The sequence below is a fragment of the Streptomyces brevispora genome (assembly GCF_007829885.1).
Classification (GTDB): Bacteria; Actinomycetota; Actinomycetes; order Streptomycetales; family Streptomycetaceae; genus Streptomyces; species Streptomyces brevispora.
In genome coordinates this window covers 419,455-435,441 of sequence record NZ_VIWW01000002.1, presented here as the reverse complement: position 1 = coordinate 435,441, position 15,987 = coordinate 419,455, and the positions used below count along the sequence as shown (strand labels likewise).

The 15,987-nt window shown below is 71.0% G+C and carries 15 protein-coding genes; 5 read left to right on the top strand and 10 right to left on the bottom strand.

Annotated features, from left to right (window positions below):
• Window positions 1–6: 6 nt before the first annotated feature.
• Window positions 7–1,080, top strand: a complete 1,074-nt coding sequence (locus FHX80_RS31430; RefSeq protein ID WP_145767885.1) for a methyltransferase — start codon at window positions 7–9, stop codon at window positions 1,078–1,080.
• A gap of 73 nt (window positions 1,081–1,153) precedes the next feature.
• Here FHX80_RS31430 and FHX80_RS31425 read toward each other — a convergent pair whose 3' ends face one another.
• The 7 genes from FHX80_RS31425 to FHX80_RS31395 form a co-directional block, all read right to left on the bottom strand.
• On the bottom strand, window positions 1,154–1,486 hold the full coding sequence (locus tag FHX80_RS31425; protein WP_145767884.1) for a TcmI family type II polyketide cyclase: 333 nt from the start codon (window positions 1,484–1,486) through the stop codon (window positions 1,154–1,156).
• Between the two features lie 81 nt (window positions 1,487–1,567).
• Window positions 1,568–2,047, bottom strand: a complete 480-nt coding sequence (locus FHX80_RS31420; protein ID WP_145767883.1) for an SRPBCC family protein — start codon at window positions 2,045–2,047, stop codon at window positions 1,568–1,570.
• A 1-nt stretch (window position 2,048) separates the two neighbouring features.
• Window positions 2,049–2,306: an acyl carrier protein gene (locus FHX80_RS31415; protein WP_145767882.1), complete on the bottom strand. Its 258-nt coding sequence runs from the start codon at window positions 2,304–2,306 to the stop codon at window positions 2,049–2,051.
• 39 nt (window positions 2,307–2,345) lie between these two features.
• A complete protein-coding gene (locus tag FHX80_RS31410; protein ID WP_145767881.1) occupies window positions 2,346–3,596 on the bottom strand; it encodes a beta-ketoacyl synthase N-terminal-like domain-containing protein in 1,251 nt (416 codons plus the stop codon).
• Window positions 3,593–4,861, bottom strand: coding sequence for a beta-ketoacyl-[acyl-carrier-protein] synthase family protein (locus FHX80_RS31405; protein ID WP_145767880.1), 1,269 nt, complete (start codon window positions 4,859–4,861; stop codon window positions 3,593–3,595). Before FHX80_RS31405 ends, FHX80_RS31410 begins: the two co-directional genes overlap by 4 nt.
• Complete coding sequence (locus FHX80_RS31400) at window positions 4,858–5,292, bottom strand: cupin domain-containing protein (protein WP_145767879.1); 435 nt, start codon at window positions 5,290–5,292, stop codon at window positions 4,858–4,860. The genes FHX80_RS31405 and FHX80_RS31400 overlap by 4 nt, the downstream gene beginning before the upstream one ends.
• A 76-nt stretch (window positions 5,293–5,368) precedes the next feature.
• Complete coding sequence (locus FHX80_RS31395) at window positions 5,369–6,490, bottom strand: SchA/CurD-like domain-containing protein (RefSeq protein ID WP_145767878.1); 1,122 nt, start codon at window positions 6,488–6,490, stop codon at window positions 5,369–5,371.
• Window positions 6,491–6,755: 265 nt separating this feature from the next.
• On the opposite strand from FHX80_RS31395, the gene FHX80_RS31390 reads away from it, so the two are divergent.
• Window positions 6,756–8,390 carry an FAD-dependent oxidoreductase gene (locus FHX80_RS31390; protein WP_145767877.1) on the top strand — a complete coding sequence of 545 codons (1,635 nt, stop codon included), beginning with the start codon at window positions 6,756–6,758 and terminating at the stop codon, window positions 8,388–8,390.
• A 27-nt stretch (window positions 8,391–8,417) separates the two neighbouring features.
• On the opposite strand, the gene FHX80_RS31385 is transcribed toward FHX80_RS31390, so the two are convergent.
• Window positions 8,418–9,941 (bottom strand): alpha/beta fold hydrolase, encoded by a 1,524-nt coding sequence (locus FHX80_RS31385; RefSeq protein WP_145767876.1) that lies wholly within the window; start codon window positions 9,939–9,941, stop codon window positions 8,418–8,420.
• Window positions 9,942–10,218: 277 nt separating this feature from the next.
• Between FHX80_RS31385 and paaK the strand changes: the two genes are divergently transcribed.
• The 3 genes from paaK to FHX80_RS31370 all read left to right on the top strand — a co-directional run bounded on the left by paaK (window position 10,219) and on the right by FHX80_RS31370 (window position 13,209).
• Window positions 10,219–11,514: a phenylacetate--CoA ligase PaaK gene (gene paaK / locus FHX80_RS31380; RefSeq protein ID WP_145767875.1), complete on the top strand. Its 1,296-nt coding sequence runs from the start codon at window positions 10,219–10,221 to the stop codon at window positions 11,512–11,514.
• Between the two features lie 336 nt (window positions 11,515–11,850).
• A complete protein-coding gene (locus tag FHX80_RS31375) occupies window positions 11,851–12,642 on the top strand; it encodes an SAM-dependent methyltransferase (RefSeq protein WP_145767874.1) in 792 nt (263 codons plus the stop codon).
• Window positions 12,643–12,852: 210 nt separating this feature from the next.
• Window positions 12,853–13,209 carry a DoxX family protein gene (locus tag FHX80_RS31370; RefSeq protein WP_145767873.1) on the top strand — a complete coding sequence of 119 codons (357 nt, stop codon included), beginning with the start codon at window positions 12,853–12,855 and terminating at the stop codon, window positions 13,207–13,209.
• 28 nt (window positions 13,210–13,237) lie between these two features.
• Here FHX80_RS31370 and FHX80_RS31365 read toward each other — a convergent pair whose 3' ends face one another.
• Both FHX80_RS31365 and FHX80_RS31360 read right to left on the bottom strand, forming a co-directional pair.
• Window positions 13,238–14,737, bottom strand: a complete 1,500-nt coding sequence (locus FHX80_RS31365; protein WP_145767872.1) for an acyl-CoA synthetase — start codon at window positions 14,735–14,737, stop codon at window positions 13,238–13,240.
• A 90-nt stretch (window positions 14,738–14,827) separates the two neighbouring features.
• Entirely contained in the window at window positions 14,828–15,934 is a 1,107-nt protein-coding gene (locus FHX80_RS31360) for a calcium:cation antiporter (RefSeq protein ID WP_145767871.1), read from the bottom strand.
• Window positions 15,935–15,987 lie beyond the last annotated feature (53 nt).

Here is a 15,987-nt window from a genome sequence, read left to right as displayed (position 1 = left end):
GACGGCATGACCACCGTGAGCACACCCCCCACCTCCACCCCCACCATCACTCCCGTCCAGGCCGTTCCCGTCCCGCAGCCGGCGATGCGGCTGCGGGAGATCGTGTTCGGTGCCGCCCGCGCCGCGGCCGTGCGCGCCGCGGCCCGGCTCGGTGTCGCCGACGCGCTGGGCGAGACGCCCGCCACCGCGGCCGAGCTGGCCGCGGTGGTGAAGACCGAACCCGTACCGCTGCAACGGCTGCTGCGCGCCCTGACCTGCTATGGCATCTTCACCGAGACGGCGGACGGCGCGTTCGCCCACACGGACATGTCACGGCTGCTGCGCGAGAACGACCCGAACAGCCTCCGGTACATCTCGCTGTGGTGCACCGAGCCCTGGACCTGGGACGTATGGCCGCGGCTGGACGACGCGGTGCGCACCGGCCGCAATGTCTTCGAGGACGTGCACGGCAAGGAGTTCTTCGACTACCTCCACCAGGACGCGCACGAGTCGGCCCAGGTGTTCAACCGGGCCATGACCACGTCCAGCATGCAGTCCGCGCAGGACGTCGCCGCCCTCCTCGACCTCACCGGGGTGTCCGTGGTCGCCGACATCGGCGGCGGTCAGGGGCACGTACTGGCGAGCCTGTTGGAGAAGCACCCGTCGCTGAGCGGCACCCTGATGGATCTGCCGGGTGTGGTGGCGCGGGCCGACGAGCGGCTGCGGGACGGCGGACCGCTCGCCGGCCGGGCGGGCATCGTGGCCGGGGACTGCCGTGAGGGCATCCCGGTGGCGGCCGACCTCTACATCATCAAGAACATCCTGGAGTGGGACGACGACAGCACGCGCCGGGCGCTGCGCAGCGTCGTCGCGGCGGCCCGTCCGGGAGCCCGGGTCGTCGTCATCGAGAACCTCGTCGACGACACCCCCTCGATGCGGTTCACCACCGCCATGGATCTGCTGCTGCTCCTGAACGTCGGCGGTGCCAAGCACACCCGGCAGAGTCTGGTCGACCGGCTGTCGGAGGCAGGGCTGCTCATCGGTGAGGTCCGGCCGGTCAACCCCTACCTCCACGCGTTCGAATGCGTGATCCCCGGCTGACTCCCCTGTCCCGGGCAGCACGACGATCGCCCCGGGTCCGGCCTTGCGGCCGGACCCGGGGCGATCGTCGTTGTCAGGCGGTGGTGTCGCGCTCCCAGCAGTAGAACTCCTGCGCCATCGCGTCCTTCGGCCCCCGCCAGGTCTGCGGGTCGTACGGGCTGATGAAGGCGGTGAGCCGGTCGCTGATGTCCTTGAACGCAGCGTGTCCGGTCACCTTGGCGATCTCCGGACCCGGCGGGCGCTCGGACTCGATCAGGTGCAGATAGACGTCGCCGAACTGGAACAGCTTGCGCCGGGTGACGCCGACCAGGTGCGGCAGCTCACTGCTGTCGGAGGCGGCGAACAGTTCGGCGATGTCCGGCGCCGACTCCGGCGCCATCCGGGCGACGATCAGGGCGTGGTGCATCGGGTGGTGCCTTTCTGGTACCCGGCCCGGGACCCGGCCGGAAGGCCGGGTGGCCGGACCGTCGGCGGTCGGGACGACAGGTCAGCCGGCCGTGACGGACGTCGAGCGGCGCTCGCGGTCGCGCTGCTCGATCTTGTCCCGGATGAGCTCCATCTGGACGCGCGAGTTGCGGTTGATGTTGTCGGTCATCCAGGCGTCGTCGACCGGGGCGTCCGGGCGCATCGCGAAGTCCTGCGCCCAGTGCATACGGGTGCCGCCGGGGACCTCGGAGTACTCCCACCGGATGTCCATGTGCTGGAACGGGCCCGGCTCGACGCGGCGGGCCCGGACGGTGCGGCCGGGCCGGTCCGTGGTGCGCTCCGAGACCCAGCTCCACACCTTGTCGTTCTCGTCGGGGTGCATGGTCAGGCGGAAGGTGGTCCGCTCGCCGTCACGCTCGACGATCTCGACCGCGGCGTACTCGCTGAACAGACTGGGCCAGTTCTCGAGGTCGTTCGTCATGTCCCAGACGATGTCCAGGGGGGCTGCGATGACGATCTCGTTCTCGGTGTGTCCGGACACTTCAGGCTCCTGTCATGAGGTTGTTGTTGACGAGGTCGAGGAACTCACGGGGCGTCCTGCACCGGTCGGCCTCGGCCGGCAGCGGCTGTCCGTGCCGGTTCTCCAGCACGCCGACGATGCCGAGGAGGCCCAGTGAGTCGAGGCCGAAATCGTCGAAGGCGGTGCCGGGCCGGCTCTCCATCTCCCGGGGGTCGACGGTCAGTCCGGCGCCCTTCTTCATCAGGACGGCCAGTTCGTCATAGGTCAGTCGGTCGGTCATGAGGGACTTCTCCTTGTCACGAGGGGGTCGGTGGGGTGCTCACGCGTCGCGGCCCGCGGGGTGCCGCAGCACCATCGCCGCGTTCGAGCCCATGAGCCCGCGGCTGAGCACGAGCGCCGTCCGCAGTTCGGCGGCGCGGGCCCGTCCGGTGACGACATCGAGGTCGTGGCACACCTCGAAGACGTTGGGCGTGGGCGGGATCAGACCGTTCTCCATGGCCAGCACGGCGGCCGCCGCGTCCAGCACGGGGGCACCGCAGTAGGCCCGCCCGATACCGGTCTTGGGCGCCGTCACCGGCACCCGCCTGCCATGCGGGCCGAGTGCGTCGGCCAGGGCCAGCGCCTCGGCCCGGTCCGCGGCGGGTACGCCGAGGGCGTCCGCGAAGACCACGTCGATCTCCTCGGGCGCGCAGCCGGCCTCCCGCAGTGCGCCCTCGATGGCGTGGGCGAGGCCCTCCCGGGACTCCTCCCAGCGCATCGCGGTGGTGAAGGTGGCGGCGTGACCGGCGAGTTCGGCTCTGATCCTGGCGCCGCGCTCCCTGGCCGCTCCGGCCTCCTCGACCACGAACATCGCGCCGCCCTCGGCGGGCACGAATCCGCAGGCGTCCGAGGTGAACGGGCGGTAGGCCCGCGTCGGGTCCTCGCCGGTGCTCAGGTCCCGGTAGCCGAGCTGGCAGACGACGGAGTAGGGCGCGAGCGGGGCCTCGGCCGCGCCGACCACCACCGCGTCGGTGCCGCGCCGGATGGACCGGTCGGCGTGGGCCAGCGCGTCGAGCCCGCCGGCCTCGTCGCTGGCCACCACCGCGCACGGCCCCTTGAAGCCGCCGCGGATGGAGATCTGGCCGGTGCTCGCGGCGTAGAACCAGGCGATCGACTGGTACGGGCCGACGTACTTGGAACCCTGGCCCCACAGCCGTTGCAGCTCGCGCTGGCCGAACTCGCCACCGCCGGAACCGGCCGCGGTCACCACTCCCACGCTGAACGGCTTGTCCTCGTAGTCGGCACGGCCCAGCCGGGCGTCGTCCAGGGCCATGTCGGCCGCGGCCATCGCGAAGTGCGTGAACCGGTCGGTCTGCACGAGGTAGCGCTCCTCGATCAGGCTGACCGGGTCGAAGCCCCTGACCTCACCCGCGACGTGCAGCGGCAGCTGCTCGCACCCCTCGCGGGTGACGCGGTCGAGCACGCTCATGCCCTCCTGGGTCTGCTTCCAGAAGGTCTCGGTGCTCGTGCCGTTGGGGGCGACGACGCCGATGCCCGTGACGACGGTGCGCCGGTCCTCTCGGATGCTCATGGTGTCCTCCCACCGGTTCTGGTCAGGGCCACAGCGGACTGGAAGCCACCGAAGCCGCTGCCGACCGAGAGGACGCTGCGCAACTTCAGCGGACGTGCGGTGCGCGGCACGTAGTCGAGGTCGCACTCGGGGTCCGGGGACTCGTAGTTCGCCGTCGGCGGGACCGTCTGGTGGACCAGTGCGAGTACACAGGCCGCGATCTCTATCGCGCCGATCGCCCCGAGTGAGTGGCCGATCATCGACTTGATGGAGCTCATCGGCACGTCGTGGGCGTGCGCGCCGAGGGCCCGCTTCACGGCGGCGGTCTCGTGCCGGTCGTTCTGCTTGGTGCCCGAGCCGTGCGCGTTGACGTAGTCGATGTCCGATGCGGCGATCCCGGCGTGCCCGAGCGCCCGGTTGATGGCCTCCGCCATCTCCAGGCCCTCCGAGGTCAGCCCGGTCATGTGGTAGGCGTTGCCGAAGGTCGCGTAGCCCGCGATCTCGCAGTACACCGTCGCCCCGCGGGCGCGGGCGTGCTCCAGCTCCTCCAGGACGAGTACGGCTCCGCCCTCGCCCATCACGAAGCCGTCGCGGCGGGAGTCGAAGGGCCGGGAGGCGTGTTCCGGGTCCTCGTTGTTGGCCGAGGTCGCCTTGATCGCGTCGAAGCACGCCACCGTGATCGGGGTGATCGGGGAGTCCGACGCCCCGGCGATGCAGACGTCGACGCGCCCCTCCTCGATGGAGTGGAAGGCATAGCCGATCGCGTCGAGGCCGGAGGTGCAGCCGGTCGAGACGGTCTGCACCGGACCGTGCGCGCCGACCTGCTCGGCGACGGCGGAGGCCAGCGAACTCGGTGAGAAGGCCCGCTCCAGATGGGGCCCGGCCGGACGGTGGTCGACGTCCCAGCGTGCGCCGGAGCCGCTGACCGCGACGTAGTCGTGCTCCAGCCGGGTGGTTCCACCGACCGCGGAGCCGAGCGAGACGCCCATGCGCCAGGGGTCGGTCCGCTCCTGGTCGAGGCCCGCGTCGGCGAGTGCCTCGCGGGCCGCCACCATCGCGAACTGGACGTACCGGTCCGCGCGGGCGACCTCGTCCGCGTCCAGTCCGTACGCCGCCGGGTCGAAGTCGCACTCGGCCGCGATCCGGGACCGGAAGCCGGCCGGGTCGAAGAGCGTGATGCCGCGGGTCGCGGTACGGCCGTTGGCGAGGAGGTCCCAGAAGGCCGGTGCGCCGATCCCGCCCGGCGCGACGACACCGACTCCGGTGACCGCCACCCGCCGGGTCATGAGGCGGCCTCGGTTCGTTCTGGCGGCGCGCCGTGCTCGGCGGTGTCCGTGTGCTCGGTGTCGACGTGGCCGAGCTCCGGGCGGGGGGCGAGCGGCCCGAGGTGGAAGACCATGCGGGCCTCGATGTCGCCGACGTTGCGGAAGCGGTGCCGGACGTGCGGAGGGATGAGCAGCCCCTGGTCGGGCCGCATGGCATGCGGCTCACCGTCCAGGTCGACCTCCAGGAGCCCGCTCACGACGTACACGAACTCCTCCGAGTACGGGTGGTAGTGCTCACCGATGCGGTCTCCCGGCTGAACAATGGCCAGTCCCATGAAGCCGCTGGTGGCACCCACCGCCGTCGGGGTGAGCAGAGCGCGCAGGTCACCTCCGCGCCTGCGGTTGGGCTGGGTCTCGCTGAGGTCCACGATGCGTGGCCGGTGCATGGTCATGACTGCTTTCCTCCTGGCGCGTTGCGCGGTGTTTCGACGGGTTGAGCGAGAACCCCCCAGGGTGCGGAAGCGCGGCTCAGGACTCCGCGGCGCTCCGGTCGGTGATCAGGCGCATCTCGGAGCGTGCGAGGAAGCGCGCGGCGTCCTGATCGCTGGTCGGGGCGGCGTTCGCGTCCCCGTCCAGGAGGCGGGCGAGCCTGGCCGCCTTGCCGTGGCCGTGGATGCCGAGCGACTGGGCGGGCTGCGCGTCGAGCGGGCCGTCCACCTCCAGGAGGCGGACGACGATGTCGTCGCGCTGGAAGATCGTGCTGCTGTCGACGGGGCTGGTGACGTCGTCCGCGGCCTCTTCGTCGTTGCCGGCCAGCAGCCGGGCCAGGGCCATCCCGCAGCCCTCCTTGGCCTGGTAGAACAGCGCGTGGCGCCGGACGTCCACGGGGGCGTGCCGGCCCGCCGACACGTGGTGGACGGTGGGCAGCGCCGCCCGGGTGAAGAACATCCGGGCGGAGTTGGGGTCGGAGAGGTCGCGGTCCTGCTCCAGGTACGGGTTGATGGCCTCCTCGACCGCCCGGACCTCGGGCTGCCTGGAGACGTGGCGCAGGGCCGCGAGGAGGTCGCCCTCGACCTCGACCGCGCGCACCACACGGTTGCCGTGCATGAAGAGCGAGGTGCGGCGCAGTCGGGTGCTCTCGTCGACCTGGGCCTTCGGGGAGTCGTAGTCGGCGAGGATCTTAGCCACGATCTCCTCGGTGCCCGGCTTGACCGTGAAGGTGAGTGCGTGGCGCACGACTCCGTCGCCGAGCCGCGGGGAGGACTGCAGGCTTCCCATGAGCGGGGCGGCGGCGGGCTCGAAGGCCTTGCCGGTCTCCCGCAGGACGCTGAAGCGCAGCGAGCGGGTGTCGCGTACGCAGCCGTGCAGCGGCTGGACGGTGGCGACGTGCTCCTCGCTGTTCACCCAGGCGAGGAAGGGCGGCGCGCTCTCCCACTCGCTGGTGATCAGCCACTGCGAAGGATTCTCGATCGACTGGCACAGCTGGTCGCTGATGTGTCCGGGTACGGATGCCACCTGGTTGCGCAGGCGCTCGTACGCCTCCAGGAACTGCGTCTGAGCGCCGTCGTACAGGTCCAGCAGCAGCACGACGCGCAACCTGGATCCGTCGAAGGCGGACTGGGAGATCCGTTCCGAGAGGGTGGTGGTCATCTTGTGAACTCCTTCGAGACGGTGGGGTGGTCAGGCCTTCCGGTTCGCTGGGTAACCGGCGGCTGCCGAGTGGGATCGGAGCGGGGAGTCTCCCGGCGGATATGCACGGTCCGCCCCGGACCGCGGGCGTCGTCTCCGTCACCGATCGTGAAACGCTGGTCCGGCTGACGCGAGATTTATGAACCGTTCAGGTGAGCGGGCGTCCGAACCGCTCCGGCAAGGGCATGAACACTGCATCTGTAAGGCGTCCGAGCTGGAGCAACTGATGAACGAGAACGTCGACCTCCATGTACCGGTCCTCATCGTGGGCGGCTCCCTGGTGGGCCTGTCCGCGTCCCTATTCCTCGGCCGGCTCGGCGTCGAGCATCTGCTCGTCGAGAAACACGCCGCCACCTCGACACATCCCCGCGGTCGCGGCAACAACGTGCGCACGATGGAGGTCTTCCGCAGAGCGGGGGTGGAACAGGAGATCCGAGCAGCCGCGTCGGTGCTGGCGGAGAATCACGGCATTCTGCAGGCCGGATCGCTGACCGGTGACGACCAGGAGTGGCTGTTCAAGGAGATCGACCCGGGTGGCGCGCTCGCCCGTTTCAGCCCGACCGGCTGGTGCCTGTGCAGCCAGAACGACCTGGAGCCGGTTCTGCTGGACCGGGCCCGGGAGCAGGGCGGTGACCTGCGGTTCTCCACCGAACTGCTCTCGTTCGAGGAGGACGAGTCAGGGGTCGGGGCGGTCCTGAAGAGCCGGGAGACGGGCGAACACACCACGGTGCGGGCGGACTATCTCATCGCTGCCGACGGTCCGCGCAGTCCGATCCGCGAGCAGCTGCGCATCGGCCGTTCGGGGGCCGGCGACCTGTTCCACAACGTGAGTATCACCTTCCGCTCCCGCCGGCTCGCCGAGGTGATCGGGGACCGGCGCTTCATCGTGTGCTACCTGACCGATCCGGCGGCGGACGGCGCCCTGCTGCCGGTGGACAACAAGGAGCAGTGGGTGTTCCACGCGCCGTGGCAGCCCGACCGGGGCGAGACGCTGGAGGACTTCACGGACGAGCGGTGTGCCGAGCACATCCGCAGGGCGGTCGGTGCCCCGGACATCGATGTGAAGATCACCGGCAAGGCGCCGTGGCACGCGGCGGAACGGGTGGCGGACCGCTACTCCCGCGGCCGGGTGTTCCTCGCCGGCGACTCGGCCCACGAGATGTCGCCGACCGGGGCGTTCGGCTCCAACACAGGTATCCAGGACGCGCACAACCTGGCGTGGAAGCTCGCCACCGTGTTGCGTGGTGAGGCGGGGCCGGGTCTGCTGGACACCTACGGCGCGGAGCGGCTTCCGGTGGCGCGGGCGACGAGCGAACGTGCCTCGGCGCGGTCCGGCGAGCACAGCCACCCCGGGTATGCGCCGCCGCCCACCGTGGGCGGTGGGAAGCGCGGCGGGATGCTGAACGTGGCGTTGGGCTACCGCTACGTGGAAGGCGCGGTGCTGGGCGTCGGCCCGGATCAGCCGGTGGTGCCGCAGGGGATGCAGCTGACGGGTGAACCGGGCAGCCGGGCACCGCACTTGTGGCTCCGGCGGGCGGGCGAGCGGATCTCCACCCTGGATCTGTACGAGCGGTCGTTCGTGCTGCTCGCCGATGGCGCGGACGTGGCGTGGCGGCGGGCGGCGGCGCGGGTCGGTGACCGGCTGGCGGTGCGGCTCGACGCGTTCGGCATCGGCACCGGTCCCGGCGGCGATCTGGAGCCGGAGGCCGGTGCCGACTGGGCCGCGGCGCATGGCACGAGCACCGAGGGTGCCGTGCTGGTCCGCCCCGACGGGTTCGTCGCCTGGCGCTCGGAGACGGGCGTTCCGGACGCGGAGGCGACACTGCTGGACGTCATGGTGTCGCTGCTGCGCCGGGACTGAAGCGGCGGGCGTTGCTGTACGGCTCCGTCAGGCCACGCCGAACGACCGGAGTGCCGCGAGGAATTCCTCCGGCCGTTCGGTGTGGACGAGATGGCCCGCGTCGATGGTGACGAGTCGGCAGTCCGGGATCCGCCGGGCCATCCAGGCAAGGTTCTCCTGGTCGACCTGGCTGCTCGGGCCGCCGCCGATGACCAGGGTGGGGGCGGTGATCTCGCCGAGGCGTTCGCGGCTCACCGGATCGGGTTCATTGAGCTGGGCGTTGATGGACGGCACCACGGACCAGTCGAAGTCGAGTTCCCCTTCGGGGCGTTCGGCGGGGCCGCGGGGAGGGTCGAGCGGGAAGGGTGGCGGGGCCTCCTCGATGACGAGCCGGCCGATGAGTCCGGGTTGCCGCTCGGCGAGCAGATAGGCCGCCGCACCACCCAAGGAGTGCCCGATGACCGTGGCGCCGGAGAGGTTGCGGACCTCCAGGAACGCGTGCAGATCGTCACGGAAGAGCTCGAAGGAGTAGCGGCCGGGCCAGTCGCTGAGGCCGTGGCCGCGGAAGTCGACCGCGTACACCCGGTGTTCGGCTGCCAGGTTCTCGGCGATCCGGGTCCAGGTGCGGCTGTCCGCGCTGCGTCCGTGGGCCAGGACGACCGGCGGCGCGGAGGGGTCTCCCCACACCCGGTAGGCGAGCCGTATCCCGCCGGCCTGCACGCTGTGCACCTCCGGGTCCAGGAAGGCGGTGACGGTGCGGACGAACGCTCCGGGGTCGTCGAGCCATGGGAAGTGTCCGGCGCCGCGCTGCACGGCGAATTCCGCGTGGGGGAAGAGCGCGGCCAGTGCGGCGGCGCGGTCGGGGGGCGTCACGCCGTCGTACTCTCCGGCGAGGACGAGTACCGGGGCCTGCAGCTCACGCAGGGCGGTCACCGTCGTGGCCGGGTCGAATGCCCCGTGCTCGTAATAGCCCTGGGCGGCAACGGCGTTGATCTGCGCCGCGGACGATGTGGCGTGGGCCTGCGCGGCGGCGTCCCAGCGGCCGTACAGGAAGGGCCGTGCGGCGGCGCGCAGTTCGTCCGTGAGGTGTCCCGCCCAGATCTCCTCCAGGGCCGGGAGCGCTTCCTCGTACCACGGTTCGAGGCGACGCAGCCCGGCGGCCTCGCGGGCCTCGCGTTCGGCGAATCCGAATCCGGCGGCCCTCGTTCCGGGGGCGATGAGGAGCAGATTGCGCAGTGTCTGCGGGTATCGCGCGGCGTAGAGCGCGGCGAGGTCTCCGGCCGCCGAGTGGGCGAGCAGATCGATGTGCTCCAGCCCCAGGTGTTCGCGCAGTGCCGCGACGTCGTCGACCAGTCGGTCGCAGCGGTAGGTGGTGGTGTCGTCCGGTACGGCGGAGTCGCCGGTGCCGCGCAGGTCGAGCAGCACCAGTTGCCGTTGGGCGTCGAGTCCGCCCAGGCCACCGAGGTAGGCACTGGCCCGCATGGCGCCGCCCGGCAGGCAGATCAGGGGGGTGCCCTGTCCGACGAGGTGATACGCGAGCTCGGTTCCGTCGTACGTCTGGAAAGTCGGCATGGAATCCATCCAAACAGGGCCGTCCGGGTGGCGCAGCCCTGTTCGGCAGGAGCGTATCCGCTGTACGGAACGGCTCCTGGCTGGTGGGGTGTGCCGGGCCGGCCGTCGTCCCGGGGCGGATGCGTGCGCGGTGGGCCGGGCGCATCGGGCCCGGTCGCGCGACATGCGTCGTGTCGCGCCTCTTGCCAGGGTGCGGATGATCCTGAATTACTGCTCCCGGGAGGAACGACCGAATGATCGGTCGTCTGCACGGTGTGCACGGAAGAGGGAGATCCGCATGACGGCTCTGCTGGACGCGGCGGAACGGATGGGCCACGAGGAGTTGCGGGCGCTCCAGCTCGAACGACTGCGGGCGACACTGCGCCACGCGTATACCCACGTCGGCCATTACCGGGCGGCGTTCGACCGGGCGGGGCTGCACCCGGACGACTGCCGCTCGCTCGCCGATCTCGCCCGGTTCCCGTTCACCACCAAGGCCGATCTGCGGGACAACTACCCGTTCGGGATGTTCGCGGTGCCGGAGGAGCAGGTGCGCCGGATCCATGCCTCCAGCGGCACGACAGGCCGCCCGACCGTCGTCGGCTACACCCAGGGCGATCTGGACACCTGGGCGGACGTGGTCGCCCGCTCGATCCGGGCAGCGGGTGGCCGACCCGGGCAGAAGGTCCATGTTGCCTACGGGTACGGGCTGTTCACCGGCGGGCTCGGCGCGCACTACGGGGCGGAGCGGCTCGGCTGCACGGTCATCCCCGCGTCCGGCGGCATGACGGCCCGGCAGGTCCAGCTGATCCAGGACTTCCGGCCCGAGATCATCATGGTGACGCCGTCGTACATGCTGACGCTCCTGGACGAGTTCGAGCGGCAGGGCGTGGATCCGCGGGCGACCTCACTGAAGGTGGGGATCTTCGGCGCCGAGCCGTGGACGCAGGAGATGCGGCGCGAGATCGAGGAGCGGTTCGCGATCGACGCGGTCGACATCTACGGGCTGTCCGAGGTGATGGGCCCGGGCGTCGCCCAGGAGTGCGTGGAGACGAAGGACGGGCTGCACATCTGGGAGGACCACTTCTACCCGGAGGTGGTCGACCCGTTCACCGGCGAGGTGCTGCCGGAGGGCGCCGAGGGCGAGTTGGTGTTCACCTCGCTCACCAAGGAGGCCATGCCGGTGATCCGTTACCGGACCCGGGATCTGACCCGGCTGCTGCCGGGGACGGCACGGGTCTTCCGGCGTATGGAGAAGGTCACCGGGCGGAGTGACGACCTCGTGATCCTGCGCGGGGTGAACCTCTTCCCTACGCAGATCGAGGAGATCGTTCTCCGTACACCGGCGGTGTCGCCGCACTTCCAGCTGCGGCTGACCCGCGAGGGCCGGCTGGACGCGCTGACTGTGCGTGCGGAGGCCCGGGCGGGGGCGACCCCGGAGGAGCGCGCGGTTGCCGCCGCGTCGGTCGCGGCGGCCGTCAAGGACGGGATCGGGGTCTCGGTCGGGGTGGAGATCCTCGACCCGGAGACGCTGGAGAGGTCGGTCGGCAAGTTCCGGAGGATCGTGGACGAGCGGGACCGGCCGGGCAGTTGACCCGAGGCCCTGGATGAACGGGGCCGTGGAGATCGGCGCAGGCCGAAGGCCGGGAAGGGGTGCCATCGCGCTGCTCCGCCGTGAGCACCGGCGTACCAAGGGCTGTTCGGCGGAGTTCGGCTGAACTTGCCATGGGCCCCATGTGGTTGCTGTGGCAGTATGCGTCGATGTGGCGACGGCCCACTGGGGCTGTGCCCGGGGAGGACGCTGAAGATCTCGGCCCGGCTCACGGCGGCCAGGACCTTCAGCACCCTCCCGGCCCGCACCCCTCCCGCCCGTTCCGCGCACACTGCGTTCTGCGCGCATTCCGCGCACCGAAGAACTCTGGAGCACTCCATGACGCCGCGTCCGGCCAGCTCTCCGATCGACACCAGCAGGCCGCACCCGGCGCGCGTCTACGACTATCTGCTGGGCGGCAAGGACAACTACCCGGTGGACCAGGAACTCGGCGCGCAGATGCCGCCCGTGGCGAAGGCCGGTGTCGCACAGAACCGGGCGTTCATGCACCGAGCGGTCGGCTGGGCGGCACGCACGGGCATCGACCAGTTCCTCGACATCGGGACGGGGATTCCCACCCGGCCGAACCTCCACCAGATAGCCCAGGAGATCAACCCGGCGGCCAGGATCGTCTACACGGACAACGACCCGATCGTCCTGCGTCACGCCGAGGCGCTGCTCATCAGCACCCCCGAGGGCGCCACCGACTACCTCGACGCCGATGTACGCGAGCCGGGGAGGATCCTCGACCACGCGCGGGCCCTGCTGGACTTCGACCGGCCGATCGCGCTGTCCCTCATCGCCCTCATGCACTTCGTTCCCGACGCGGACGACCCCTACGGCATCACCCGCACCCTCGTCGACGCGCTGCCCTCCGGCAGTTGTCTGGTGCTTTCGCACTTCACCAGTGACTTCCTCTCCGCAGCCCAGGACAAGACCGAGGAGTACCGGACGAGCGGCATCAGCCTGCGGCCCCGGACGCGCGCCGAGGTCGCGCGGTTCTTCGACGGGCTCGACCTCGTCGGGCCGGGCCTGGTGACGGCCCCCCAGTGGTGCAAGGACACCCCGGCCCCGGAGAGCGACGGGGCCACCGACAGCTTCCACGTCGGAGTCGCCCGCGTCCTGCGGTAGCCCCTTCCCGGGCACAACGGTCGCTGCCGGGGCGGCGCGTACCCAGTCGTGGTCAATGTGCGGATCGGCTCTCGTGACGGGGTTAGAGCGCACTGCCACGCGCCGGCGGTCCACCGATGTCACACGATGGGCCGCCGGCTCGTCGTGCGGGGGAAGGGCCTCCCACTTGGGAGTGCCCGCCGGCACCCTTCCCCACGGAACGGAGAAATCGTGTTCACCGCCTACGTCACGGTCACCATCCTCGGCGCGGTCTTCAACGGCGCCGCCGCCGTCACCTACCTGATCGGCCACGAATACCCCAAGACCCAGGCGGACATGAAGGGCCTGCCCCGCAAGTGGGTACCGGTGCTGGGGATGCTGCTGGCGGCAGGCACCGTGGGGCTGCTTGCCGGGCCGGCCGTGCCGCTCCTGGGAACCCTCGCCGCGGCCGGCCTCATCCTGTACTTCATCGGCGCGATCATCGCCCATCTGCGGGTGGGCTCCCGCAACATCGTGGGCGGGATCGTGTTCCTCGCCACCGCGGTGGCCGCCCTGACGCTCGGCCTGATCCACCACGGCGCCTGGTGACCCGCGGGGCCCACCCGCCTTCGTGTCCCTAGGCGAAGCGGTCGCGCAGCTCCCGCTTCAGGATCTTTCCGCTGGCGTTGCGCGGGAGCTCGTCCACGAAAAGGATCTTCTTCGGGGCCTTGAAGTGGGCGAGGCTCTCGCGGGCGTGGCCGATCAGTTCGGCCTCGGTCGCCTCCTCGCGCAGCACGACGACGGCGGTGACGGCCTCGATCCAGCGCTCGTCGGGCAGTCCGACGACGGCCGCCTCGGCGACCGCGGGGTGGGTGTAGAGGGCGTCCTCGACCTGGCGGGAGGCGACGAGGACGCCGCCGGAGTTGATGACGTCCTTCACCCGGTCGACGACCGTGAAGTAGCCCTCCGGGTCGCGTACCGCGAGGTCGCCGGAGTGGAACCAGCCGTCGCGGAACGCCTCGGCGCTCTCCTGCGGCTTGTCCCAGTAGCCGCTGCACAGCTGGGGTGAGCGGTACACCACTTCGCCGGCCGTGCCGTCGGGGACGTCCTTGCCGTTCTCGTCGATGACCTTGGCCTCGACGAAGAGGACGGGCCGGCCACAGGAGTCCATCCGGCCCTCGTGCTCGTCGGGTCCGAGGACGGTGGCGAGCGGGCCGATCTCGCTCTGGCCGAAGCAGTTGTAGAAGGCCAGTCCTGGCAGCCGGTCGCGCAGTCGTTCCAGTACGGGTACGGGCATGATCGACGCGCCGTAGTACGCCTTGCGCAGTCCGCCGAGGTCGCGCCGCGCGAAGTCCGGGTGGTTGGCGAGGCCGATCCAGACGGTGGGCGGGGCGAAGAGGCTGTCGGCCTGTCCGGACTCGACGAGGTCGAAGATCCGGCCCGCGTCCGGGGAGTCAAGGACCGTGTTCTCGGCCCCGACCGCGAGGTAGGGCAGCAGGAACACATGCATCTGCGCGGAGTGGTAGAGCGGCAGGGCGTGGACGGGCCGGTCACCGGCGCGCAGGTCGAGGGCGGTGACGGCGCTGACGTACTCGTGGACGAGGGCGCCGTGCGTCATCATCGCGCCCTTGGGGAGCGCGGTGGTTCCCGAGGTGTACAGCAGCTGGGCCAGGTCGTCGGCACCCGGTTCGTGGGCGGGCGTGAAGGCGCGCGGCGTGGCCAGTTCGGCCAGCAGGGAGTCCGGGGCGTCGCGCAGCGCCCGTACGGCGTATCCGTCCGGGACGCGGCCGGCAAGGTCCGGGTCGGTGAGGATCAGGGAGCTGCCGGACTGGCTCAATATGTACGTCAGGTCCTCGCCCGTGAGGTTCTGGTTGACCGGCACGTGGACCAGTCCGGCGCGGGCGCAGGCGAGAAAGCCGATCAGATACGCGTCGGAGTTGTGGGCGTAGGAGGCCACCCGGTCCCCCGGGCGCAGCCCGTGGCCGTCCATGAGGACGGCGGCCGCGCTGTCGACCGCCTCGTCGAGCCCGCGGTAGGTCCAGGTCCGGTCGGCGTACCGCAGGGCGGTGCGCTCGGGGGTGCGCCGTGCGCTGCGGGTCACGACGCCGTCGACTGTGCTGCTGCGTACACCTGTCATGGCGAGATCCTGTGCGGACGGAGCCCGGTGGTCAAGGGCCTGGATGCCGGCCGGGATGTCGAGAGCGGTACGGCGGGCGGGCCGGAGCGGTCAGGGGCTGATCGCGAGGAAGACGAACGCGGCGAAGATCGAGAGGTGGACGCCGCCCTGGAGCAGGGTGGCCCGTCCCGGTACGACGGTCAGTGCGCCCACCACCACCGTCAGCCCGAGCAGCACCATATGGGTGGCGCCCAGTCCGAGATGGAGCGGTCCGGACAGCCAGATCGAGGCGAGTGCGATGGCCGGGATGGTCAGGCCGATGCTGGCCATCGCCGAGCCGAGTGCGAGGTTGAGACTGGTCTGGACGCGCTCACGGCGCGCGGCCCGGACGGCGGCCAGTGTCTCCGGGAGCAGCACCAGCAGGGCGATGACGACGCCGACGACGGCCTGTGGCATTCCTGCGGCCTGCACCCCGGACTCGATGGCCGGGGAGACGGCCTTCGCGTCGCCGACGACCGCGATCAGTGCCACCAGCAGCATGGTGAGGCTCAGAACGGTGGCACCCCTGCCGGGCAGCGCTGCGTGGTGCTCGTCCGGCTTGAGCCTGCCCTCCTGGGTGAGCGGGAGGAAGTACTCACGGTGTCTGACGGTCTGTACGGCGACGAAGAGGCCGTACAGGAGGAGGGAGGAGACGGCGGCGAAGGCGAGCTGGGCGGAGGAGAACTCGGGACCCGGCTTGCCGATGGTGAAGGTGGGCAGTACCAGGCTGAGGGTGGCCAGCGTGGCGACGGTCGCCAGGGCCGCCCCGGAGCCCTCGGCGTTGAAGACGGCCACCCGGGTGCGGACCGCCCCCACCAGCAGGGACAGTCCGACGATGCCGTTGCAGGTGATCATCACCGCGGCGAAGACGGTGTCGCGGGCGAGCGCGGACGTCTTGGGACCGCCGTCCACCATCAGGGTCACGATGAGCGCCACCTCGATGACGGTCACGGCGACGGCCAGAACGAGCGATCCGAACGGTTCACCGACCCGGTGGGCGATCACCTCCGCGTGGTGCACGGCGGCCAGGACGGCGCCCGCGAGGCAGAGCGCGATCACGGCGACGGCGAACGGGGCGGGCTCGCGCCCCCAGCTGAGGACCAGCGCGACGGCTGCGAGGAGCGGCACGACCACGGTCCACTGGGTCGCCAGCGACCGGATCGTCGCGCTCGTGTTCATGAGCCATACGCTGCCAGAGGTGGCCGGGGCCCGCTCGGTGGACGGGGCCCGTG